We start from the raw sequence: 19,911 nt of genomic DNA on the forward strand, positions 1-19,911 counted from the left end.
TAACCTGCCTAAAACGCGCACTGGTGGCCTTCTGCGGCGGAAATGCCTGAATATAAGGAGATCGGAGGAGGGGAGGGCGATCAAAGCCGTTCGAGCGACAGCGACGACGGAGAATTCTGCACTCACCCACAGGGGAGTGCTGCTCGAAGGGACCACAAGAGCGAAGACGGTTCCGCCGAACCTCGCCGAAATCTACCCAAAAGGCCGGAAAACTAAGGGTTTCCGGTCATCTAAGACGACTGACAGGGTGATTTGGGCGTCATATCAATTTACCATCGATAAGCATGACTTATCGATGGTTAGAGTAGCACCCAACGATCATACCATGTGAGGAACCAAAACTTTATGATAGAGTTCCTGTAAGACTTCGTTTACCATAATATCAATGGCTTACGATGTTTCGAAAATCAGCATTTCAAACTTGGTTAGGCCCGCTTTTGACGCGGCCGTCGCCATGACCCGTCTCGACGAACGCATCGCCCGCTCGCCGATCGGGTCCGGCTTCCTCGAGCGCATGCATTTTGCCGATGCCTGCGCCTCGCTGTGGATCGACGGCGAATTGGTGCATCTCGAAGACCTCGTCCTCCATGATGCCTTTCGCGATACCCGCACCCCCACCCACGAACTCACTATCGCCCGCGACGTTCTTCGCACGCGCTGGCGTATCGCTGCGCAGTCGTCCGACTGGGCTTTGTCGCCGGATGGTATTCGCACTTTGCGACAGACGTCGGACATCAACTCGGTCGGGCCAGAGGCGTCGACGGCAGGCGCCAGCCGCCGCGCGGTACCGGCGGGTTCGGAAGGGGAGGGGGATAATGATGATGACGACACAGAAAATCTCCCTGGCGTCGATCTTGCCGCCATCGATGCTGTGCTGGCCCGATCGGAGGCGGCGATTGAGACTGCCAGACGACCCGGCCGTGGCAGCGCTCAGGACAAAGATCCAATGATTTATGATCTCGACTGGGACGAGGATGCCCGGCTCGACGAATGGCGCGGCGTGCTGCGGCAGGCCGAACATCTTCCGGCAGTGCTGCAGGCGATCGTCGCCCTCGATGCCTGGAACGAGCTTTCGGTCCTGCAGCACGCGCCCTGGCTCGGCCGACTGTTTGCCGCCTCCATTCTGCGGGAGGCTGGCGTTACGCCAGGTACCCATCTCGCCGCCATCAATCTCGGCCTCAAAACCATTCCGGTTAATCGGCGCCGGCATCGCGACCGCGAAACCCGGTTGCTGGCCATCGCCCACGGATTTTTGGCGGCCGCCGAAATCGGCATGAAAGAACATGACCGGCTGATGCTGGCGAAAACGATGATGGACCGAAAACTGGAAGGGCGGCGAGCGTCATCAAAGCTGCCGGAACTGGTCGAGCTCGTCATGGCAAAACCGTTGGTGTCGGCCGGCATGGTGGCGAAGACGCTCGACATGACGCCGCAGGCAGCGCGGCGGATCGTTTTGGAACTCGGCCTCAGGGAGATGACCGGGAGGGGGAGGTTTCGGGCATGGGGCGTGCTGTAGGTGACGCTGGCCGAAACCGAGGTCGCCAATCGCCTGTCTTGATCGCTCTACAAGGGCCTATTTCGTGCCCTGTGGCGCCTGTCGTCGCCGTAGAGTGAAATGTATCGCGATTGCGTCCGAAATCGAAAAAGCGCTCTATAAAAATCGGCAATCGAGGGGGGGGGTTGGATGATTCGGAAAATCAAGATCCAAGGTTACCGAATACATAAGAATTTTTCGGTCGAGCCGAACCGGAAATTCAACCTGATTGTTGGAGCCAATGAGTCTGGCAAGTCAACGCTAATGGAAGCTGTCGCCCTCGCGCTCACAGGCCGGATCAACGGTCGCAGCGTCTCCGAGGAACTGAACCCGCATTGGTTCAACACATTCGTGGTTGACGAGTTCATCAAGAAGCGAGTCAGCGGTTTACCAGTCAGTTTTCCCGAGATTTTGATTGAGCTATATTTCGAGGATCTTCCGGAACTGCAGATCTTATGCGGTGCAATTAACACGCATGTGCCGACTACAGCATGTCCTGGCGTAAGCATGCGGATTTCGGCGAACCCGGACTACGCGGCAGAACTGGAAGAGTGGGCCAGGGCTCCGACATCTCTTCTCCCGGTCGAGTATTACCGTTGTGAATGGCGGTCATTTGCAGACAAGGAACTGACGACACGGCCGAAGGTCTTGGCCACTGCAGTGATTAACTCGCACACCGTCCGGACCTCGTCTGGTATCGACTATCACATGCGCCAAATCCTCGGCGACCAACTGGAGCCCGCGGAGCGAGCGCAGATTTCGCTTGAATACCGCCGTGTAAAGGCTTCAATGTCCAACACTGCATTGAACGCCGTCAATACGAGAATGAGTTCCATGCACGCGACCCTGCACAACCGGCCGATCGCTCTTGCAATGGATCAAAGCGCGAGAACTTCGTGGGAAGGTGTCGTCACCCCGCACGTGGATGACGTTCCATTTAGTATGTCTGGTCAGGGGCAGCAATCGGCAATCAAGATTTCGCTCGCGATGAACCGGCACGCCGGGCGCACCAAGTTCGTCATGGTCGAAGAGCCCGAGAACCATTTAACACACACCAGCCTCGCCACTCTGCTTTCGAGGATCGAGTCACTTTCAGGTGAGTCGCAACAGCTATTCGTTACTACTCACAGCTCATTCGTGCTCAACCGCTTGGGACTGGATGCTCTTCTTTTGATGGGCCATGATGTCACGGCCAAGCTCTCGACGCTCGACCCGGAGACAGTCAGTTACTTCAAGAAACTTCCCGGATATGACACGCTGCGCATCGTCCTTGCTGACAAGATCGTTCTGGTAGAAGGACCGTCCGACGAGATCGTGTTCGAGCGGATTTTCCATGACTGCTATGGGAAGCGTCCGATGGCGTGCGGGATCGACGTGCTGAGTATGCGCGGCCTCTCGCTGGCTCGCGGTTTGGAGCTCTGTGCCGCACTCGGCAAGCCAACAACAGCTTTGCGGGACAACGATGGCATTGACCCAGATGAGCTTCGCGGTCCTGTTGACAAGTGGCTCAAGAAAGGCGTGCGTGAACTGTTCATCGGGGAGGTCGCCCACGGTGAGACACTTGAGCCACAACTGATCCACCACACCGGTGAAGTGTTGCTGCGAGACATTCTTGGGATCGCCGATCATGCAGACCTGCTGAAATGGATGACCAGAGAAAAGACCGAGGCGGCTCTTCGAATCAGCGCTTCAGACGAAAAGATTGTTCCGCCGACGTACATGCTGGAAGCTGTCAAGTTTGCACATGGCTAACCATCTGACGCTTGCGGTCGCAGGCTCTCGGAAGACACAAAGCATCGTTGAGTACTGCGCTTCAGTGCCGCGCGAGCGCCGCGTGCTGGTCTTGACCTACACGCAGGCCAATCAAGAAGAACTGATCAGTCGGCTGAAGCGGTTCGCAGGTGACCACCATCATGTCGAAGTGATGGGCTGGTTCACCTTCCTCCTACGACATTTCGCTAGGCCCTTCGTGCCCTTCAAGTTCGCCGGGAAACGAGTCACAGGCTTCAATTTCGATGGGCGTCCCCATCGCATGTCGACCGGCATTGGTCGATTTTTGGACGCCAGCGGTGCTGCTTACGGATGTGAACTTGGTCGCCTCGCTCACGAGTTGGTTGCCCAGAGTAAGGGGACGCTTCTGAGGAGGCTGGAGTGCATCTACGACGAAATCCTGATCGATGAAGTTCAGGATCTCAGCGCTCATGATTGGGAAATCATCGACGTGCTGCTCGATTCTTCGATCGACGTTCGCATGGTCGGCGACATCCGTCAGTCGGTGCTCGCGACAAATCCGCGTAGTTCCAAGAATGCAAAATATTCGTACGCGGGGTCGATCAAGTGGGCACGCGAGCGTCAGGCTAAGGGGCGGCTCGAAATCGTGGAGAGCGTGACGACTTGGCGGTGCCATCCCGTCGTTGCGAAATTCTCTGACAGCATCTTCGATCCGTCTTGGAAGTTCCCCGAGACGCAGTCTGAAAACAGAACAGTTACGGATCACGACGGCGTATTTCTGGTATCGACAAAGCACGTCAACGAATACGTTCGTCACTTCCAGCCGCAGTGCTTGCGACACAGCATAAATTCAGGCAAGAACTTCGATCTTAACTATCTCAATTTCAAGGTGTCAAAGGGCATGACGTATGAACGCGTCCTTATAGTCCCGACCGCGCCCATCGCCAAGTTCATCGCGACTGGTGCCTATCTAGAGGCAAATTCCGCTTCCAGCTTCTACGTTGCAGTTACGAGAGCGGAGCAGAGCGTTGCGATTGTCCTGGATAAGGCAGGCTCGTCTTCGTTGCCCTTCTGGAATCCAACGGCGGCCAAACAAGAAGCATAGGTCGTCCTAGCCGGTTTAGGGCATAGTTAGAATTTATGTAATTTTTCGCCATTGACCCGGCCCCGACAAGCACTGTCAGTCCAGCTTTGGCATAAAACGAGGACTGGTCATGAGCATCAGTCCACGAGGAACCGATCGACCACCAGACGCCTGAGGCTTTCGCTCGAGTCAATCCTCGCACCAGCAAGGGCCGTGAAAATTCCCACAAGAAATGATGCTCCATAGGCCTTGGCAGCGCTATCTCGCCCAACAGGAGGGGCCGTGCGAGTTGAACCTTGCCGTAGCCTCATATACGGTTGAGGGAACAAGAGGTGATCATGTCGCGGTCAGAAACCAAATCATCTGCTGAGACTGCCAAGACCTCAGCACTCAAACCACTGTCTGCCTCGCGCTCGCGATTTGCCGGTGGTGGCGAGGCGCTTCCCCGCCAAGCGTTTGCCGGAGGCTCGTCCGTCAATGGTAGAGCCGCAGAGTTCCTCGAGCTCGTCGAGCCGCAGCGAAACGTCAAGGAGCTAGTTCTCTCCACCGAGGTTTCGCGAGTTCTTTACGATATCGCCGGCGAATATCGGTTAGGTGAAACAATCCGAAGCCACGGTCTGCCCTTGAGAACGCGGCTCTTGTTCTGCGGCCCTCCCGGGTGTGGAAAGTCAATCACCGCAGAAGTGCTGGCACGCGAACTCGGTCTCCCCTTCCTGGTCGCCAAGCTCGATGCGCTGATCGGCTCGATGCTTGGAGAAACAGCGTCAAACCTGCGCCGCATCTTTGACGCTGCGGAGCGGCAGCCGTCGGTTCTCTTCCTCGATGAGTTTGATGCCCTGGCACGCATGCGCTCTGACCCGACAGAACACAATGAGATGCGACGGGTCGTCAACAATCTGCTTTTGATGATCGAACGCTTCAAAGGGAGGGGCTTCATTCTAGCAGCCACAAACCTTGAGGCGACGATCGATCCCGCGATCATTCGCCGATTCGACGAAGTGGTCCTGTTCAATCGTCCCAACGCCTCCGAGATCCGGCGGCTTATAAAATTCAAGGTTCGTAATTTCGGCGTCGAATTCGACATCGCAGACATCGGTCGCAAATTGGTCGGCAGAAGCCATGCGGATGTGGAACGGATCTGTTTTACTGCCATGCGTCACGCAATCATGGAAAAGCGCAAGAAACTCGCCGACGCCGATGTCGAATATGCAGTAAATTCCGATCGACGTCGCAAAGAGATTCAAGATAAGCTGAGCGTCTCCATTAAATAAGGGAATACGCTTGGCTCGCCGTCCGCACCTTCCACTCCGCCGCCTCGAGGGTTCATTGGAGCGGCGCAAACGCCCCGGATTCCCTTCTTCCCCAGATCGCGATCACCGTGTGCATGGCTCGAAGTTGCAGGCCTCGCTGATCGAACTGGTGTCGCGCAAGGCGCAGCGCAATGACCCGGCCGAAGATCCGGCGATCATCATAAAAATCACTACGAATGGCTACATCAGTGAAGACGGATTGGCCGCCAATGGTTTGACGATCCTGGCACAGCGGGACGATACAGCGACCGTGGCGCTCTCGATGGATCGGCAGCTTTCTCAGGTCCGCGCTCGCTCAGCTCAATATACGGGGGACATCCCGGCCGGCCAAAAATCTGCAACCCATGCCGGGTTCTTCGACGCTATCGAAGAGTTTTCCGAGCTGGATCCATCGGACCGGATCGGCAGCGCTCTCACCCGCAATGGCTTCGATTCGCTTGCGGCAATCCCGGATGGAGGCACTTTCCTTATCGACGTCGAGCTTTGGGACGTCGATGACGAGATGCTCAGGGAAATCTATATCGAGCGCGTCAGGGTGGCCGCGGAAACGCACGGGGGCGACTTTCTCAGCCGCTACCGCGGCGCCGGACTCTTCATCGCCAGGGTCAGAGTGCCCGGCGCTGGACTAAAGGCCCTCTTGGCGATGAACGAGGTCGCGTGGATCGACCTTCCCGCTCAGCCAGATTTTGCACCGGACCCAGCTGCCGATATGACGATCGAGGTCCTGCCACCACTGGAGCCGCCGCCTGCAAGCAGTTTGTGCATCGGCATTATCGATTCTGGCATCATGGCAGCCCATCCCATTCTTGCCGGCGTCGTCGCAGGCACGTTTGGGGTTCCTGACTGGCTTGGGGTGGATGACGAGAAGCGACATGGAACGTCGGTGGCGGCCTTGGCAACCTACGGATCGCTGTCCACGCATCTGGACGAACAGCAACTCACGCCAAGGTTTCGCATCGCCAGCGCCAAGGTCGTAGACGGGAATGGCAGATTTGATGATGATCGCACGGTCGCCGACATCATTGAGGAAGCGATCAGACGGCTCCATGGCGAGTATGGCTGTCGCGTGATCAACATCTCGCTGGCGGATAACGAGCATATCGTGGGCGGAAGGCCATCGAACTGGGCGATGGTCCTCGATAACCTAGTGCGCGAACTGGGTATTATTGTTGTCGTGTCCGCCGGGAACGTCTCTGACGTCAGCGCCCGCTTGCAGAATGAAGGCCTTGCGATCTATCCGGAGTATTTGCGTGACGCTGACAACCGCCTGTTTGAGCCAGCTAGCGCGCTCAATACGCTCGTTGTTGGTTCACTGGCCCATTCAAATGGGTTGATGGCTGGCGATGAAGAAAACGTCGATGTAATCGCATTGACATCGACGCATCATCCTTCTCCGTTCAGTCGATCAGGTCCGGGATTTGCCGACAGCATCAAACCGGATCTGGTCGAACATGGTGGGACTGCCGTCTGGTTGGGCTACGCATCGACATTGTCTGCAGATCGGCCAAGCTGCGGTGTGCTGACGCTCAACGCGAACTATCTTCAGAGTCTGATGACCTATCGCCACGGTACGTCGTTCGCCGCCCCGGTCGCAGCCTTCAAGGTGGCGATGGTTCTATCGGAGTTTCCAGATCGTAGCGCGAATTTTATTCGTGCCCTCATTGGCTTGAGTACCGACCATCCGCCGGCGCTCCTCGACAGGGTGACCGTCGGAACCGGAAGAGAAAGCTATCGCCATGCCGGCTATGGCGTTGCCGATATCAACCTTGCCAGCGCATCAGAAGATCATCGGGTAGTGATGGCAATTGAAGATAGCCTACCGGTGGATCGCTTTGCCGTCTACGAAATCCCGATCCCGACCGACTTTCAGACTGTCAGGGGGCGCAGACACATTAAGGTCTCGCTCGCTTTTGACCCGCCGGTGAGAAACAGCCGGAAGGAATATGCTGGCATCAAAATGGGATATCATCTGGTTCGCGGCAAAACCAGGTTGTCGTCTTGTGCATGCGTTACATCATCGAGAATCTGTCCGAGGAGCAGATCCTGGAGATCGATCGGCAAGGCGACGTGGTGAACTGTGGTGTGACCGAATACGTTGCCGACGCCGGCAACGAGGTCGGAGGCGGCCTGGTCCTGAAACGGTATAACTTTGTCGCGCCGCTTATCGAAGCGGGAGCGCCGGTGACTGCTCAAACAGATGCCAACGTGGCTGCTCGATGATGAGCACGCAGATGATCGACGCACACTTCCTTAAATCTCTGGCTTTGCCGCAACCTTTGGAATGCAGCAAGGAAGAACGGGGGCGGGTGTGCATCATCGGCGGCAGCAGAGAAGTTCCCGGAGCCGTCCTCCTGGCCGCACTGGGCGCCATGCGGGCCGGTGCTGGAAAGCTTCAGATTGTCACCGTTGAAAGCCGCGCCGGAGCTTTGGCCGTGGCAATGCCCGAGGCATTGGTCATCGACGTGCCGGAGACGCCAGCTGGCGGACTGCTATATAGCCCTGTTGCGTCCATGGCGTCACGCTGGGATAGCGCGCACGCTTTGCTCGTCGGACCGGGAATGGTGGAAGAGGAGGATGGCCACGAGATCCTGAAATCTCTACTCGATAGTAGCGGCGAAGCAGTCATTGTCGTCGACGCCGGCGCCCCGCCGCGGATCACCGAGCTCGGCGAGGGTCTGCAAAAGCATATTGGCCGAGTCATCATCACCCCTCACGCGGGAGAGATGGCGAACCTGTTGGGCGTAGACAAAGCGGCCGTCGAGGCCGATCCCACGTTGGCGGCTTCACGTCTGACGGAGGAGTTCGGCCTTATCGTCATCATGAAGGGCAGCCAGACGGTCATAACCGCACCGGATGGGATCTGGCGCTACGAAGGCGGCGGTGTCGGGCTGGCGACCTCCGGCTCTGGTGATGTTCTCGCCGGGATCGTGGCCGGACTAGCGGCGCGTGGCGCGGAACCGGTGGCCGCCGCCATGTGGGGTGTTTTTCTTCACGGCGAAGCAGGCTCGCAACTGGCAATGAAGGTCGGACCCCTCGGATTTCTCGCTCGTGAGATCCCCGACCTGATACCGAACCTGATGAGCGAACAGCCTTAAGGCGAGCGCGCGCAGCCGCAGCAAACATGGTGGTCGGCCTGGAGCAAATCAGTCACACGATGGGGCAGGCCGGCGTGGCCGCAACCACCATCAGGAACGATCTGTATGATCTTGCGCCGTGATCCAATGAACAGAGCCGCGGGCGAGATCAGTTGCCAAGCGCCATCGCGTTGACGAGCAGCAAAGCGGGAAAGCTTGCGACGACAATTGCCGCGATCCACGCGGCAAGGATTTTCAAGATGTAAGCTCTGCGAGCCTTTCGCGTATCCCACTCGTAAACCATCTATCGCGCTCCCGATCGAACATCATTGAAACATTGTCAGCAGTCGTAGTCGAGTGGATTGGGAGCGGGTGCTGCATCGAGCGAGCCGAGCCCTCCGGGAGCTAGGTTAAGCGCGATAGGTTAGGCTACCGGCATTCTCCCGCTGAGACGTTTGATAGGACTGTGTTCAACGCGGATCGTTAACGTGCGCACGGCAGGACGGCACCCATCTGTACGCTATCCGACGGACGTGAAGCGGCCCGGAACTTCCAGACTGCGATCCAGTTAGCGGCCCTCCACCAGGAGGATACCTTAATGCCTGAACTCGATGAAAACAAGCCGGTCCCAACTCCCGCTGTAGCGACCCGGAGACCAGAGCGAAAGTCTTTGGACCTTGAGAAGGTCGACATGAACAAAGAGGGGGTTCAAGGAGATGTCTTCGTATCCAAGGGACGCGCCAGCACTTTTGCATCGGTAATCCCGGGTGTCGAAGATCGTGATGAATGACCCCGACCCAAGGTGTAGATGTCGCCTCTTTGAACGGCTGTCGAAACTTCCCACCTATGGATCACAATGGCCATATACGCTTGGAAAGTATCGGGCAGACCCGACCGCCGAGAAGATTGGCAGCCTAGCCGAGTCGGAAAGCTATCTCGACGGCTCCGACCTTCCTGGGGCCTCGCCCTCAAAAGAAATTGTCGCCCGTACCCTGCTGATGCAGTGTGAGGGCCAAGGCTTCTACAAATCAAGCGCCGACCTCAACAACCGCTGGACATTAACATGGGTGAAGATCGGGGGCAGCCGTCAAGAAAACATTTTTTGATTCGATAGATTTGCTCCAGCTGAAAATCCAAAGGTCTTCGGAAACTTTCCACGTGTCGGCAAGTTAGCGAGGCCACGGTCAATAAAGGAGTCGAACATGGCAAACGCTGATCGAAAGCCCATTGGTTCGGGATCGCAGGGAAAGGGGACGGAACAGGTGCGATGACTGAACTCGACCAGGACGTACTTCCCGAAAAAAATGGTGCTTTCCAACCGCGACAAGGCGAAGCACTCGCGCCAACGGGGATTGGACGGCAAGCCAATCCAGACTGAACAGCTTCATGATCATGAAGCCGACAAAGAGCCAGCTTGATAGGTGAAGACATGAGCAGCAGACCGCCACCCGTTCCAGATGAAAACCGCAGTCCGAAAGGGACCGGTTCGTCGCCAGAACAGCCAGCTAATCTGAAATCTCCGAAAGATCCGGCGGACAATCCCGATAAGATGGGGCAACAAGGCAACAGCAAGGTCAACACGACCCATCAGGGGTATCAGCAGGACCGATAGACCTTCGCGTCACATGCAACCGGCGTGCGAGAGAGGCGATGGAAAACAGGGGGCCGTAATGACCACACCATTGGGGCGCGTCAGAGGATTGGGATCGGCGAAGGGGGGAACCAGAAGCTATGTTCTGAAACAGGCCTCCGGTGTTGCTCTAGGAATCTTGACCCCCTACATGATTACCGAAGCTTGCGAAGCGAAGAACGAGTCTGATCGGAAAGACTGACGGTTCGATTGGAACTAGACGGCCCGGTTGCCACTGGAACAGGAGGGCGTCGGCCCGGAAATCGGCGTGGAATCGTTTACCGAACCAGTTCAAGTTCTCCAGGACACCATCCAACGGATGACCTGATGAAATACCCTCTCCTCGCCAAATACCAGCCATCTCCGTAGGGCGCACGGGGGGAAGCGTGCGGAACCAGGCGGCGGCAGAAGCCTGATCAATCTTACCTGAATCACTTGCCACTAACTCGGTCACGTGGAGCCTTTCGCTGAAAGAGATTTCTAGGTTTATTAATGCAATTCCCGTTCCCACACCTAACCTGTGACGCCAAACTCATAATCTTTGATCCGTCCCAGAGGTGGGCGAAATTAGCGATGGCAACATCGCTGGCGGCCAGTTGCCAAAACTCATCCAGACGCGCTAGCCGGTCCTCAGGCTTGTTTCCGGCGATCAACGCGCCGACGACCGCGCCGACCGATGTCCCTGCAACACGCTTGGGGCGGATGCCCGCTGCGTGCAGGGCGCGATACACCCCGGCGTGGTAGGCGCCCAGGGCATTGCCTCCCGACAGGCAGAGCCAGACTTCCGATGAGGCGTTGATGGCCGTCAAATCATGATCTCGCCACCTGTGACGGGGATGACCGCGCCGGCCATATAGCTTCCAAGCTCAGATGCCAGGAGGACATATGCGCCGGAGAGCTCCGCCGGCTGTCCGGCTCGCTTCAGCAGCGTTTGCTCACCGAACTTGGCTGCTTTTTCCGCCGGCATGGTCGAGGGGATCAGCGGCGTCCAGATCGGGCCTGGCGCCACCGCGTTCACCCGGATACCTTTTTCGGCGAGCATTTCCGCGAGCCCAGCCGTAAAATTCGAAACCGCTCCCTTGGTGGACGCATAGGCAAGGAGTTGAGGCGACGGCTGGCGCGATTGGATCGAAGTGGTGTTGATGATCGCGCTGCCGGGCTTCATGTGCGGAGCCGCTGCCTTCGACAGGAAGAAGGGCGCGTAGATGTTCGTCCGGAACGTCTCGTCCCATTCATCGGCTGTAATGTCGGCGATGTCGGCATAGGTCCGCTGGAAGGCGGCGTTGTTCACCAGAATATCGAGACCACCGAGCTCATCGACGGTGCGTTGCACGAGCGTGTTGCAGTGGCCCTCGGATTTGATGTCGCCTGGCACCACCAGCGCTTTGCGTCCGGCCTCCTCGACCCATTTAGCCGTATCTTGGGCGTCTTCATCCTCGTTGAGGTAGGAGATGACAACGTCGGCGCCTTCGCGGGCAAAGGCGATCGCCACCGCTTTGCCGATCCCGGAGTCGGCGCCGGTGATCAAGGCCACCTTGCCTTCTAGCTTGCCGTTCCCCTTGTAGGATTTTTCGCCGTGATCGGGGATGGGGTCCATCAGCGCCGTCTCGCCCGGCGGCTCCTGCTGCTGTTCGCCGTAGGGAGGGGAGGGGCGACGAATGTCGGTCATGGCAAAGCTCCTGGTTTGATTGTAGCGGGCTGCAAACCTTGGGAAGGGCACAAGGTTCCGTAGCAAATCGCCGATGAGGCAGAGGAACTATTTCTCGCATTGGCGCTTCTCAAAGTTGCACCCCTTGCAACGTGCTTTTGGCGTTTTCAATTTCCTCTATTGCTTAGTCCATTATGCTTCATGCACTGATACCCGAACGCTCCGACGGCTCAATTTCGAACCGCCGCGTCTTCGTTCACAAGGACGACTGGCATCCCGAGGAGGATGATGATCCGCGTGGTCGCCCCGCCGGCGAGGCGGCCGCCATTCTAATGGAGGGAGCCGGTCGCGCAGGAACCCCATTAGCGGACATGGAAGTTCGCGCAGACCCTCTGGGTTATGCGCATAGTCGAGTATGATCTTGAATCAATCTCGGCTTCAAGTACCTCCTCCATGACAGCACGGATCACCTCGGGCAGCGCATCGGGTTCGAAAGCAAAATATCTTTGACGGCACCAACGGCAGTCTTATCTTCAGTCTTGGTCATGGTGGCGTTCCTTCCAGGAAATCAGGTGACGTTGAACATCACCAGCCTGCCATGGCCGACCCTCTCGGCGAAATTTGCAGAATCTTCCGCACACTACCAAAAATAGTCGCTGTCAGCGACTACTGCGCGACACTGAGGCCCTGATCATGATGACAACGGTCGATATGCTCCAAGAGCTTGGGCATTCCGTCCGCAAGGCTGGGTCGGCCGAAGAGGCACCACGCCTGATCGAGGCAGAGGTGCCCGACGTCATTGTCAGTGACCTTAGCTTTCCGGGAATGGGGGGAGAAGCTTTCTGAAAAAAGGTGTTTACAAATCTCAGGCTGTTCAAGATGCCAAGGCGGAACACTGCGCCTATCCGCAGGTTAGGCAACGCGATGGAGTATGGGACATGTGACGGATAGGGGGCTTTGAAAATGAGTTCAGCGATGTCGGCGGTAGCGCTTCTTTCGGCGGCTTTGGTCCTCATTAACCCGACGCGCTGGTCCGCAGCGGGGGCTTGCGCGTTGAACGCCATCGCGTCAACGTACGGATGGTGGAGCCTCATCTTCAACTGATACTGTGACCTAGCGTTGATTGCCGCTCCGCAGCGCTGAACGCTTCAGCCCCGCTTTTGTGGTCTCAGCAGGACGGGCTGTTCGCGCGGCTTCGCCAATACAGGCTGGCAAGGCGTTTCATGCCTTCAGTTAAGTTCGACGCCGACCGAATCGGATTAACCATGATCATCTCGGAATCATTGCTGACGAGAGACCGGTACCGGCGCGGCTACCGCTCCGGCCACTACGGTCGTAACGCTCTTCTGCAAACGAAGCCTGCAATCCGCGCGCACAGCTATCGGCGCGTGCGACGTCCGGTGATGAAAGAAGCTGCATGGACGAGGCGAGCCGTCGGCTTGTACGTTAGAGATCTATGAAAACATGCGCTATTTGTCATTATAATATTTTAAGGAATCTATCCTTCGTAAAACGCCTCTTTAAACTGTGCGATTTAGGACAAAAGTTCGGCGCAGCATAATAAATGTAACAACGTTTCTTGTTCTTTGGTATTGAATGTGAGGCCGCTCAACTGTTTGTTGCTATCACCCTGAGCATCTAGTTCTCCTGTATGTTGGGCGGCCGACTATTATTGGCTCTTAGGCTGGAGGACCTGCGTTGCCACGCCCTGTAGAAAGCGTGGCGGTGGCCGCGGTCGGAAGAACCAGAAAGAACGAGCTCCTGAACATTATGAAGAACAGGACTTCGCGCATATGAAACCGATAGCAACCCTTCGGGTGATTATCCTTTCAGATGCCTCGCATCGTTTTCCCAAGTTCCGCGTAGGAGGAAGCACCGAGAATGACACCAACTGCTCAATTTAATCGCGCCATCTGCGTTCAACGCGGTTATCTCACTAAAGACGTCAAAACCCTAGACGACGTACTAGAATACCTGGAAAGCTGGCCGCAAGAGCGGCGGGGACTGGCGTACGAGACCTTGTACAAAGCGTGTCGCGAAGCTGCCGCTGGAAGATTTCCGGTGAGCGCCGTTGCGGAGAATTTTCGTCGCTTCTTGAAAAAGGCCGATATGCTGGCCGAAACTCAGCCAATTCGTGCGTTCACCAATTAGCTCACTGATCAGACAAATGCGATCACTGCCCGCGCCGTGAAGTAGTCGGATTGTAGATACCACGTTTGTGGTTCTGTCATATTCAGGGCTCCCGCATCAGCTCCGCTATACTGTCACGATCCAACGGCATGTCGCGACCGTGAGCGCGGATGTGGAGAAAAATCCCAAGCAGGATATGGTCAAATGCCTTCAGGTAGTCGATTGCATCGCTAAGGGCTGAAATTCTCGCTCATCATCCTGCTCCATGTGGCGGCAAAGCCACTGGATCCGGCACCAGGATAGTCGGCTGCGGTTCCCGACCTGCGGGCATTCAGCTTATGCTTGTCCAGGTGTGAAGAAAGCCAAATACGCCACCGCTACCATTATCGCGACAACGAAGATGGTCAGCACGTATTTGATCAGGCCTCTCGCGGCTTTTTGATCTGTATTGCGCATACGAGCTATAAGATCGGTCGACTATAGAAGTTCCTGTCGTTCGCATACTAGACGGTTAGCTTCTTAACGACCTCATCGATCGTCTTTCTGACGGGATGATAACTTGGTGCGCCATCCTGTTGCGGCGCACGGCATGGAGGTGGGTGCTGTTGGCGAATTCTTGCACAACCTGTTCCGGATTATTGAGCACCATGGCGGGGTTATGACCCTTATTGGAATGGCACCAGTCTCATCTCGGTCTCCTCTCGAGTTCATCTCTGGCGTCGAACCATGAGTGCCGGCGTTAGTTGCAGGGCTATTGGGCATTCCTGTAGCCGTTCAAAACACGAAACCTAATCAATCCATTGGTCGCCCCCTTGGGCCTGACCGAGGACCGAATGACACCGACCTCATCGCCGGGGTTCCACGGCACCATAAGCGGGAAGTAGCGCGACTGTGGACAGTCTGGGCACGATGAATTGGTGCATCACGTAAGGCTCTGTGGCCGGCAAGGGAGGATGGAGGAGGCCTTCGCCGCTTTGGTCTTTTTGACGGTTGGTAGGCCTATACCGCGACGCTGTTCGTCAGCGCATACTGCTTCGCGGCGTCAGTTATTTTGATGATGCCAAGGGTGGCTTGGGAACAAGCATCGAGTTTCCGGCATTCATCCACAATTGCTCGCGGTTTCTCTCATGGTATCATCGCCCATCGAAAACACATCCGCAAAACGAGACCCCAGCATTCTAAGGGCGTTGGGCCCGGGATTGGTCACTGGAGCCGCCGACGACGATCCCAGCGGCATCGCAACTTACAGTCAGGTCGGTGCCGAGTTCGGCTTTGCTTTCGGCTGGACCATGCTTTTCAGCTATCCTCTGATGACGGCCGTCCAAGGTTTGAGCGCGGGCATCGGGGCCGTGTCAGGAAAGGGGCTCGCCAAGAACCTCAAGCTCCATTACCACCGCTGGTTCGCCTACGGCGCTATGGCCCTATTGTTCACGGCGAACTTCGTCAACATCGGTGCGGATCTCGCCGCCATGGGGGCAGCGCTCCGGCTCCTGGTAGGTGGGCCAGAGGTTGCTTACGCCTTGCTGTTTGGCGTCCTTTGCGCGACGATCCAGGTCTTCGTACCCTACCCCGCTTACGTCAATGTCCTGAAGTGGTTGACGCTTTCGCTCTTTGCATACGTCGCGGTGGTTCTTGCGGCGGAGGTGCCCTGGGGTAAGGCGCTCGGTGGGCTTGTGATACCGACATTCGAGCTGAATGGCGACCACTTCACCGCGATCGTCGCGATCCTCGGCACCACGATAAGCCCCTACCTATTCTTCTGGCAGGCAGGTGAGGAGGTGGAAGAACTGAGGAACAGGAAGCTTGCCCGGCTACGGCGGAATCCGGAAGCGGCGGGGCCTGAACTCGGCCGCATCCGAATGGACACCGCAGTGGGGATGGGATTCTCGAATATCGTTGCTTTGTGCATCATCATCGCGGCCGGCGCGACGTTGCACGCCAATGGCGACACCCAAATAGAGACCTCCGCACAGGCAGCTGAGGCGCTCAAACCTGTCGCAGGGGATTTCGCGTTCGCAATTTTTGCGGCAGGGATTATTGGCACGGGGCTACTCGCAGTCCCGGTTCTGGCGGGTTCGGCGGCTTACGCCGTTGCCGAATGCTTTGGATGGCCCGAAGGTCTAGACAAGAAGCTCAAGGACGCTAAGGCTTTCTATGCCACCATCGTTATCGCGACGCTCGGCAGTGTCGCAGTCACAATGCTGGGACTCGATCCGATCCGCGCATTGTTCTGGAGCGCGGTCGTGGAACGGCGTCCTGGCCACGCCGATTATCATCCTTATGGTCTTGATGGCGAGGAATCCAGCCATCATGGGAGAGCTCAAAGCCCCCCGCTGGATGGTCTACGTAAGCGCCTTCACGGCGGTGGTTATGGCACTTAGCACACTCGGCATGCTATTGCTCTAAAGGAACCACAAGCCCTCCTTGGCATTGACGCGTACGCCAGATCAGCGGGCAGACGCGCCTATCGCGGCACTCTCCATTGGTCACGGAGAACTAAGTGGCCAGGAAACCTGCCTTCGCCGGATGCTTACGCTGCTATCAGTGATAGCTTACTGCAGGCCGCTCTTGGGTCGTCCGAAGCGGATGCCGCATCCGCCGAGGCCCGGAATTGAGCATGTGCGCGCCGTGGTGACGACGCCCTAGTCAATGATCCGGCACCCGAAGCTCGAGATCGCAAATCTGCGTCGGAGCAGTGCGGCCGGAATTGGGGTAGGGGCCAATTGATGGATCAAGGTTGTCCGCGTGCGCTTGGGACAGATTGCGTCGAGGTCGGCCTGTAGAGCCAGCCGGGATCGCATTGGACCTGCGCGCTTGGCGATCGGAACGGGCATGGATGCCGCGAGTCTAACTGTTGAAGGATCGCGAGGGCGGTTCTGCAAGAGTGATGCGATTTCCGTCAGGGTCTGCAAGTTGTGCGATCCGTCCGTAGTCGCCTTCTAATTCACCTGTGAGCTTTAAGCCCATTTCCTCAAGGGTTTTGCGGGCTTCATCGATCTTCGGCACGACCACGGTCAGTCTGCCTGACCCCGCATGTTCCTTGTCGTAGAAAATCCGTATGTTCGCGCCTGCGATGCCCCGCCATTTGATCAAGCCGTCCATTGGACGATCATCAGGCTCCCGTTCGAAAAGCCGCGTGTAAAAATGCTCAGCACGATCCATGCTTGCCGTTGCTAGCGCGGCATAGATTCCTTGGATTCTCATTGGTGTGTCTCCGTCACAAGTATGATTGTCAGTAAGCTGAAAACCGCGATTGCGTGATCGAGCGCTGAAGGTCAAATGGTAGCAGACCCTTGCTGCCGCCTCCACCAAAGATGATTTCGATGCCGGGTGACGCGCTGCAGATCGCGGTTGAAAGAGCCGCGATAGCCAGTCCAGGAGGACGGTGCGTTTGTCGAACAAGCATCGCTTTTCGCGGCTGAACTATTTGTTCTGGCGCAAGTCGAGCAGTCGACGTGGGATGGCAGGATGAGCTTGAACGGTTAAACGTCGACAACATGATCTGGTCTGCAACTAGTCCGGCGCGGTGTGTCGATCTCTTCCGGCTCCTTCTGATCAAGCCGGGTGATTTCGTTCTTGGCCTCAAACCGCGGCGTTACCGCAGCGAGAAATACCGGCCTCCTGGAATCGGCAGGTCGATTCGTGGCATTCCTTGACGCTGACGACCTCTGGCATCAGACGAAAATCGAAAAGCAGGTAATGTGCTCGATCGCTTCCCCACGTGGGCTGCGATTTATGTTCTGCATCAAATCATCAGTCATGATGATAAATTATTCGCTCCTGCGCCCCCAACGTGGCGAGAGGATATGTATTCGCCCGGCATCTGACTTTCAAATATGTCGGCAACGGAAGCTCGCTTCTTGTCCGTCGTGATGTCGCGCTCGAGATTGGTGGTTTGATAGCTCATATGTAGCAGGTGGCGCTCACTCAAGATTAGTCGACCATTGCTTCCGCGGCGATCTCTCCGAAAAAACCCCGCCGAGGCGGGGCAAGTCTGGGGATCGACACGGGAGGAACAAACAACCGTGCTTTCCTACCGTTTTAACAATCAAGAGCAGGCAAGGTTCCGGTACAGTGTCATTGAGGATGTTCCGCCTGACGGCCGATCGCCAAACTTGCTCCTGGAGTGGGTGAAACCGGGGTTGAAAACATAGCGAGTGACGACGCGCCGGCGCAGAGCTCAGGCTACGGGCGGGAGGCGACCGAGCGTGTTCTCCTGCATCAACTCAAAGCTAGACCGCTATGGTATTGGGGCACACAGGCCCGCCGAAGCGGCAAGCCTGTGTTTTTCACGGAGCACCCCTGATCCTGTCGACCACGATGAAATACTTCAGCAAGCGTTGGCCGCCCCGGATTGTGCGGAACTATTGGGAGTCGGATCGCCGGTGCCACTTCCAGCAGCCACCATGCCTTGCCAGCCGCTTCCCACGTCAAACGACGCTCCGTGGCATTCGTGCAGCCGACATTAGGGGTTGGGCAACCTGATCCAGCAACTGGCCCGCGTTCTGCTCTTCACCCAGCGACAGTGTCAGCAATTGAGCGACCGCCGGTTGCGCAAGTTGGAGCGCCAGGTTGCGAGCCGTGGTGTAGGCGGCAATTTCGTAATGTTCGACCCGCAACGCCGCTCCGATCAAAGCCAGATCAGCGGGCGCGTCGTCCTTCTTGCTGCCTTCCGCCATCACTTCCTCGCCTTCCTCTACCAGGCCGGCCATGCCCTTGCACGGTTTGGCGCGAGCGGCCGTGCCGAGAATGCGCAGACATTCATTCAAGCGATCGACCTGGCCTTCCGTTTCGGCAAGATGGTTGCGCAACAAAGTCTGGAGCTGCTGGGTACGCGCGGCTTTCTGCATTTTCGGAAGCGCCTTCAATAGCTGCTTTTCCGCATGCAGCAGGTCACGGAGTTCATCAACGAGGATCTCCTGGATGGCTTCCGATCCTTCCGGAGGAGCGCTTTGAGCGCGGATCTTCGTGCCTGCATTCTCCGTTCCCCTAAGATCCTGGAACGCCGGCGCCTGCACGAATTCCCAAGTCTCGCCTTCATTCCAGGGACCGCGGGTATCAACTTCACCGAGATCCCCTTCTCCCGTCGAATCGTTAAAGAACTGATCGACCAGCCCTGCGGTCGGCGCAATCCTGCCAACGCTCAGCGGCGGCTTGCCCATGCTTTCAAGGGCCAGGGCGAAAGCGCGCATGTGGGTGATCTCCCTGGTCATCAGGAACTGCAGGGCATCCTTAGTGCCCGGATCGCGGCAGAAATCGATCAAGCGCTCGTAGACGATCTTGGCGCGTGCTTCCGCGGCGATATTGCTCCGCAGATCCACGTCCAACTCGCCTGTAATTTTGAGATAATCAGCAGTCCAAGGATTTCCCATCGAATTGAAGAGGTTCACACCACCGCCGCCGGCAATGGCGATGAGCGGATCGGCTTCCGCCTCCTCTCTGACCGACTTCAACGGCTTCAGATGCATCCTCGCCAAGGTCCCAACGATCTCGAGGTGACTGAGCTCTTCCGTGCCGATGTCCATCAGCAGGTCCTTGCGTCCGGGATCCTCACAATTCAGGCCTTGAATGGAGTATTGCATTGCAGCGGCAAGTTCACCGTTTGCGCCACCGAACTGCTCAAGGAGCATGTTGCCAAATTTTGGATCGGGCTCATCAACCCGAACGGTATACATGAGCTTCTTGACGTGGTGGTACATTGCGTGTCCTCCGGGTTGAAAAGCCCCTAACCTGCTCGTCGAAGGAATGTTCCACGTTTTTGGCTTTAGGC

Annotated in this window: 16 protein-coding genes and 5 pseudogenes; 14 read left to right on the forward strand and 7 right to left on the reverse strand. The window is 57.1% G+C overall.

The window, feature by feature from the left end; all coding sequences use genetic code 11:
* Positions 1-376 precede the first annotated feature (376 nt).
* From ATY75_RS21450 to ATY75_RS21475, 7 genes are all read left to right on the forward strand, one after another.
* A complete protein-coding gene (locus ATY75_RS21450) occupies positions 377-1,516 on the forward strand; it encodes an RHE_PE00001 family protein (protein ID WP_088939107.1) in 1,140 nt (379 codons plus the stop codon).
* 168 nt (positions 1,517-1,684) lie between these two features.
* Positions 1,685-3,286, forward strand: a complete 1,602-nt coding sequence (locus ATY75_RS21455) for an AAA family ATPase (RefSeq protein WP_088939108.1) — start codon at positions 1,685-1,687, stop codon at positions 3,284-3,286.
* Positions 3,279-4,370: a UvrD-helicase domain-containing protein gene (locus tag ATY75_RS21460; protein ID WP_088939109.1), complete on the forward strand. Its 1,092-nt coding sequence runs from the start codon at positions 3,279-3,281 to the stop codon at positions 4,368-4,370. The genes ATY75_RS21455 and ATY75_RS21460 overlap by 8 nt, the downstream gene beginning before the upstream one ends.
* Before the next feature lie 317 nt (positions 4,371-4,687).
* On the forward strand, positions 4,688-5,620 hold the full coding sequence (locus tag ATY75_RS21465) for an ATP-binding protein (protein WP_088939126.1): 933 nt from the start codon (positions 4,688-4,690) through the stop codon (positions 5,618-5,620).
* A 10-nt stretch (positions 5,621-5,630) separates the two neighbouring features.
* On the forward strand, positions 5,631-7,733 hold the full coding sequence (locus ATY75_RS21470) for a S8 family peptidase (protein ID WP_143535331.1): 2,103 nt from the start codon (positions 5,631-5,633) through the stop codon (positions 7,731-7,733).
* Entirely contained in the window at positions 7,664-7,879 is a 216-nt protein-coding gene (locus tag ATY75_RS34090; protein WP_143535332.1) for a hypothetical protein, read from the forward strand. Before ATY75_RS21470 ends, ATY75_RS34090 begins: the two co-directional genes overlap by 70 nt.
* A gap of 11 nt (positions 7,880-7,890) precedes the next feature.
* Positions 7,891-8,754, forward strand: coding sequence for an NAD(P)H-hydrate dehydratase (locus tag ATY75_RS21475; RefSeq protein ID WP_245317611.1), 864 nt, complete (start codon positions 7,891-7,893; stop codon positions 8,752-8,754).
* Positions 8,755-8,902: 148 nt separating this feature from the next.
* Here ATY75_RS21475 and ATY75_RS35480 read toward each other — a convergent pair whose 3' ends face one another.
* Positions 8,903-9,037, reverse strand: coding sequence for a hypothetical protein (locus tag ATY75_RS35480; RefSeq protein WP_280950610.1), 135 nt, complete (start codon positions 9,035-9,037; stop codon positions 8,903-8,905).
* A 294-nt stretch (positions 9,038-9,331) separates the two neighbouring features.
* Between ATY75_RS35480 and ATY75_RS21480 the strand changes: the two genes are divergently transcribed.
* From ATY75_RS21480 to ATY75_RS35150, 4 genes and pseudogenes are all read left to right on the forward strand, one after another.
* A complete protein-coding gene (locus tag ATY75_RS21480) occupies positions 9,332-9,523 on the forward strand; it encodes a hypothetical protein (RefSeq protein WP_088939111.1) in 192 nt (63 codons plus the stop codon).
* The gene (locus ATY75_RS34100) at positions 9,516-9,839 is read left to right on the forward strand and encodes a hypothetical protein (protein WP_143535333.1); all 324 of its coding nucleotides are present in this window, start codon (positions 9,516-9,518) and stop codon (positions 9,837-9,839) included. The genes ATY75_RS21480 and ATY75_RS34100 overlap by 8 nt, the downstream gene beginning before the upstream one ends.
* A gap of 323 nt (positions 9,840-10,162) precedes the next feature.
* The gene (locus ATY75_RS21490) at positions 10,163-10,345 is read left to right on the forward strand and encodes a hypothetical protein (RefSeq protein WP_088939112.1); all 183 of its coding nucleotides are present in this window, start codon (positions 10,163-10,165) and stop codon (positions 10,343-10,345) included.
* A 58-nt stretch (positions 10,346-10,403) separates the two neighbouring features.
* A pseudogene (locus tag ATY75_RS35150) lies at positions 10,404-10,496 on the forward strand (succinate dehydrogenase, hydrophobic membrane anchor protein); the annotation flags it as partial.
* Between the two features lie 24 nt (positions 10,497-10,520).
* On the opposite strand, the pseudogene ATY75_RS21500 reads toward ATY75_RS35150, so the two are convergent.
* From ATY75_RS21500 to ATY75_RS34105, 4 genes and pseudogenes are all read right to left on the reverse strand, one after another.
* Positions 10,521-10,784: pseudogene (locus tag ATY75_RS21500) on the reverse strand (GXWXG domain-containing protein); the annotation flags it as partial.
* A 109-nt stretch (positions 10,785-10,893) separates the two neighbouring features.
* Positions 10,894-11,163 (reverse strand): annotated as a pseudogene (locus tag ATY75_RS35155) (patatin-like phospholipase family protein); the annotation flags it as partial.
* A gap of 5 nt (positions 11,164-11,168) precedes the next feature.
* Positions 11,169-12,032, reverse strand: coding sequence for an SDR family oxidoreductase (locus ATY75_RS21510; protein WP_190241401.1), 864 nt, complete (start codon positions 12,030-12,032; stop codon positions 11,169-11,171).
* Between the two features lie 404 nt (positions 12,033-12,436).
* Positions 12,437-12,558: pseudogene (locus tag ATY75_RS34105) on the reverse strand (IS256 family transposase); the annotation flags it as partial.
* Between the two features lie 1,334 nt (positions 12,559-13,892).
* Between ATY75_RS34105 and ATY75_RS21520 the strand changes: the two are divergent.
* Positions 13,893-14,162, forward strand: coding sequence for a DUF982 domain-containing protein (locus ATY75_RS21520; protein WP_088939114.1), 270 nt, complete (start codon positions 13,893-13,895; stop codon positions 14,160-14,162).
* Between the two features lie 1,106 nt (positions 14,163-15,268).
* A complete protein-coding gene (locus ATY75_RS21525; RefSeq protein ID WP_245317612.1) occupies positions 15,269-16,522 on the forward strand; it encodes a divalent metal cation transporter in 1,254 nt (417 codons plus the stop codon).
* A gap of 466 nt (positions 16,523-16,988) precedes the next feature.
* Here the strand turns inward: ATY75_RS21525 and ATY75_RS21530 are convergent, their stop codons facing one another.
* Positions 16,989-17,345 carry a VOC family protein gene (locus ATY75_RS21530; protein WP_088939115.1) on the reverse strand — a complete coding sequence of 119 codons (357 nt, stop codon included), beginning with the start codon at positions 17,343-17,345 and terminating at the stop codon, positions 16,989-16,991.
* A gap of 381 nt (positions 17,346-17,726) precedes the next feature.
* Between ATY75_RS21530 and ATY75_RS21535 the strand changes: the two are divergent.
* A pseudogene (locus ATY75_RS21535) lies at positions 17,727-18,062 on the forward strand (glycosyltransferase); the annotation flags it as partial.
* A gap of 509 nt (positions 18,063-18,571) precedes the next feature.
* Here ATY75_RS21535 and ATY75_RS21540 read toward each other — a convergent pair.
* Entirely contained in the window at positions 18,572-19,840 is a 1,269-nt protein-coding gene (locus ATY75_RS21540) for a DUF892 family protein (protein WP_088939116.1), read from the reverse strand.
* Positions 19,841-19,911: the final 71 nt, after the last annotated feature.

It is taken from the genome of Rhizobium sp. N122, from assembly GCF_002211295.1.
Taxonomy (GTDB): Bacteria; Pseudomonadota; Alphaproteobacteria; order Rhizobiales; family Rhizobiaceae; genus Rhizobium.

Bases quoted from the DNA above. Each gene is read 5' to 3' on its own strand.
- ATY75_RS21465 (WP_088939126.1), top strand. From the start codon at position 4,688: ATGTCGCGGTCAGAAACCAAATCATCTGCTGAGACTGCCAAGACCTCA.
- ATY75_RS34090 (WP_143535332.1), top strand. From the start codon at position 7,664: ATGCGTTACATCATCGAGAATCTGTCCGAGGAGCAGATCCTGGAGATC.
- ATY75_RS21540 (WP_088939116.1), bottom strand. From the start codon at position 19,840: ATGTACCACCACGTCAAGAAGCTCATGTATACCGTTCGGGTTGATGAG.
- ATY75_RS34100 (WP_143535333.1), top strand. From the start codon at position 9,516: ATGAATGACCCCGACCCAAGGTGTAGATGTCGCCTCTTTGAACGGCTG.
- ATY75_RS21460 (WP_088939109.1), top strand. From the start codon at position 3,279: ATGGCTAACCATCTGACGCTTGCGGTCGCAGGCTCTCGGAAGACACAA.
- ATY75_RS21455 (WP_088939108.1), top strand. From the start codon at position 1,685: ATGATTCGGAAAATCAAGATCCAAGGTTACCGAATACATAAGAATTTT.
- ATY75_RS21520 (WP_088939114.1), top strand. From the start codon at position 13,893: ATGACACCAACTGCTCAATTTAATCGCGCCATCTGCGTTCAACGCGGT.
- ATY75_RS21510 (WP_190241401.1), bottom strand. From the start codon at position 12,032: ATGACCGACATTCGTCGCCCCTCCCCTCCCTACGGCGAACAGCAGCAG.
- ATY75_RS21525 (WP_245317612.1), top strand. From the start codon at position 15,269: ATGGTATCATCGCCCATCGAAAACACATCCGCAAAACGAGACCCCAGC.
- ATY75_RS21480 (WP_088939111.1), top strand. From the start codon at position 9,332: ATGCCTGAACTCGATGAAAACAAGCCGGTCCCAACTCCCGCTGTAGCG.
- ATY75_RS21530 (WP_088939115.1), bottom strand. From the start codon at position 17,345: ATGAGAATCCAAGGAATCTATGCCGCGCTAGCAACGGCAAGCATGGAT.
- ATY75_RS35480 (WP_280950610.1), bottom strand. From the start codon at position 9,037: ATGGTTTACGAGTGGGATACGCGAAAGGCTCGCAGAGCTTACATCTTG.
- ATY75_RS21490 (WP_088939112.1), top strand. From the start codon at position 10,163: ATGAGCAGCAGACCGCCACCCGTTCCAGATGAAAACCGCAGTCCGAAA.
- ATY75_RS21475 (WP_245317611.1), top strand. From the start codon at position 7,891: ATGATCGACGCACACTTCCTTAAATCTCTGGCTTTGCCGCAACCTTTG.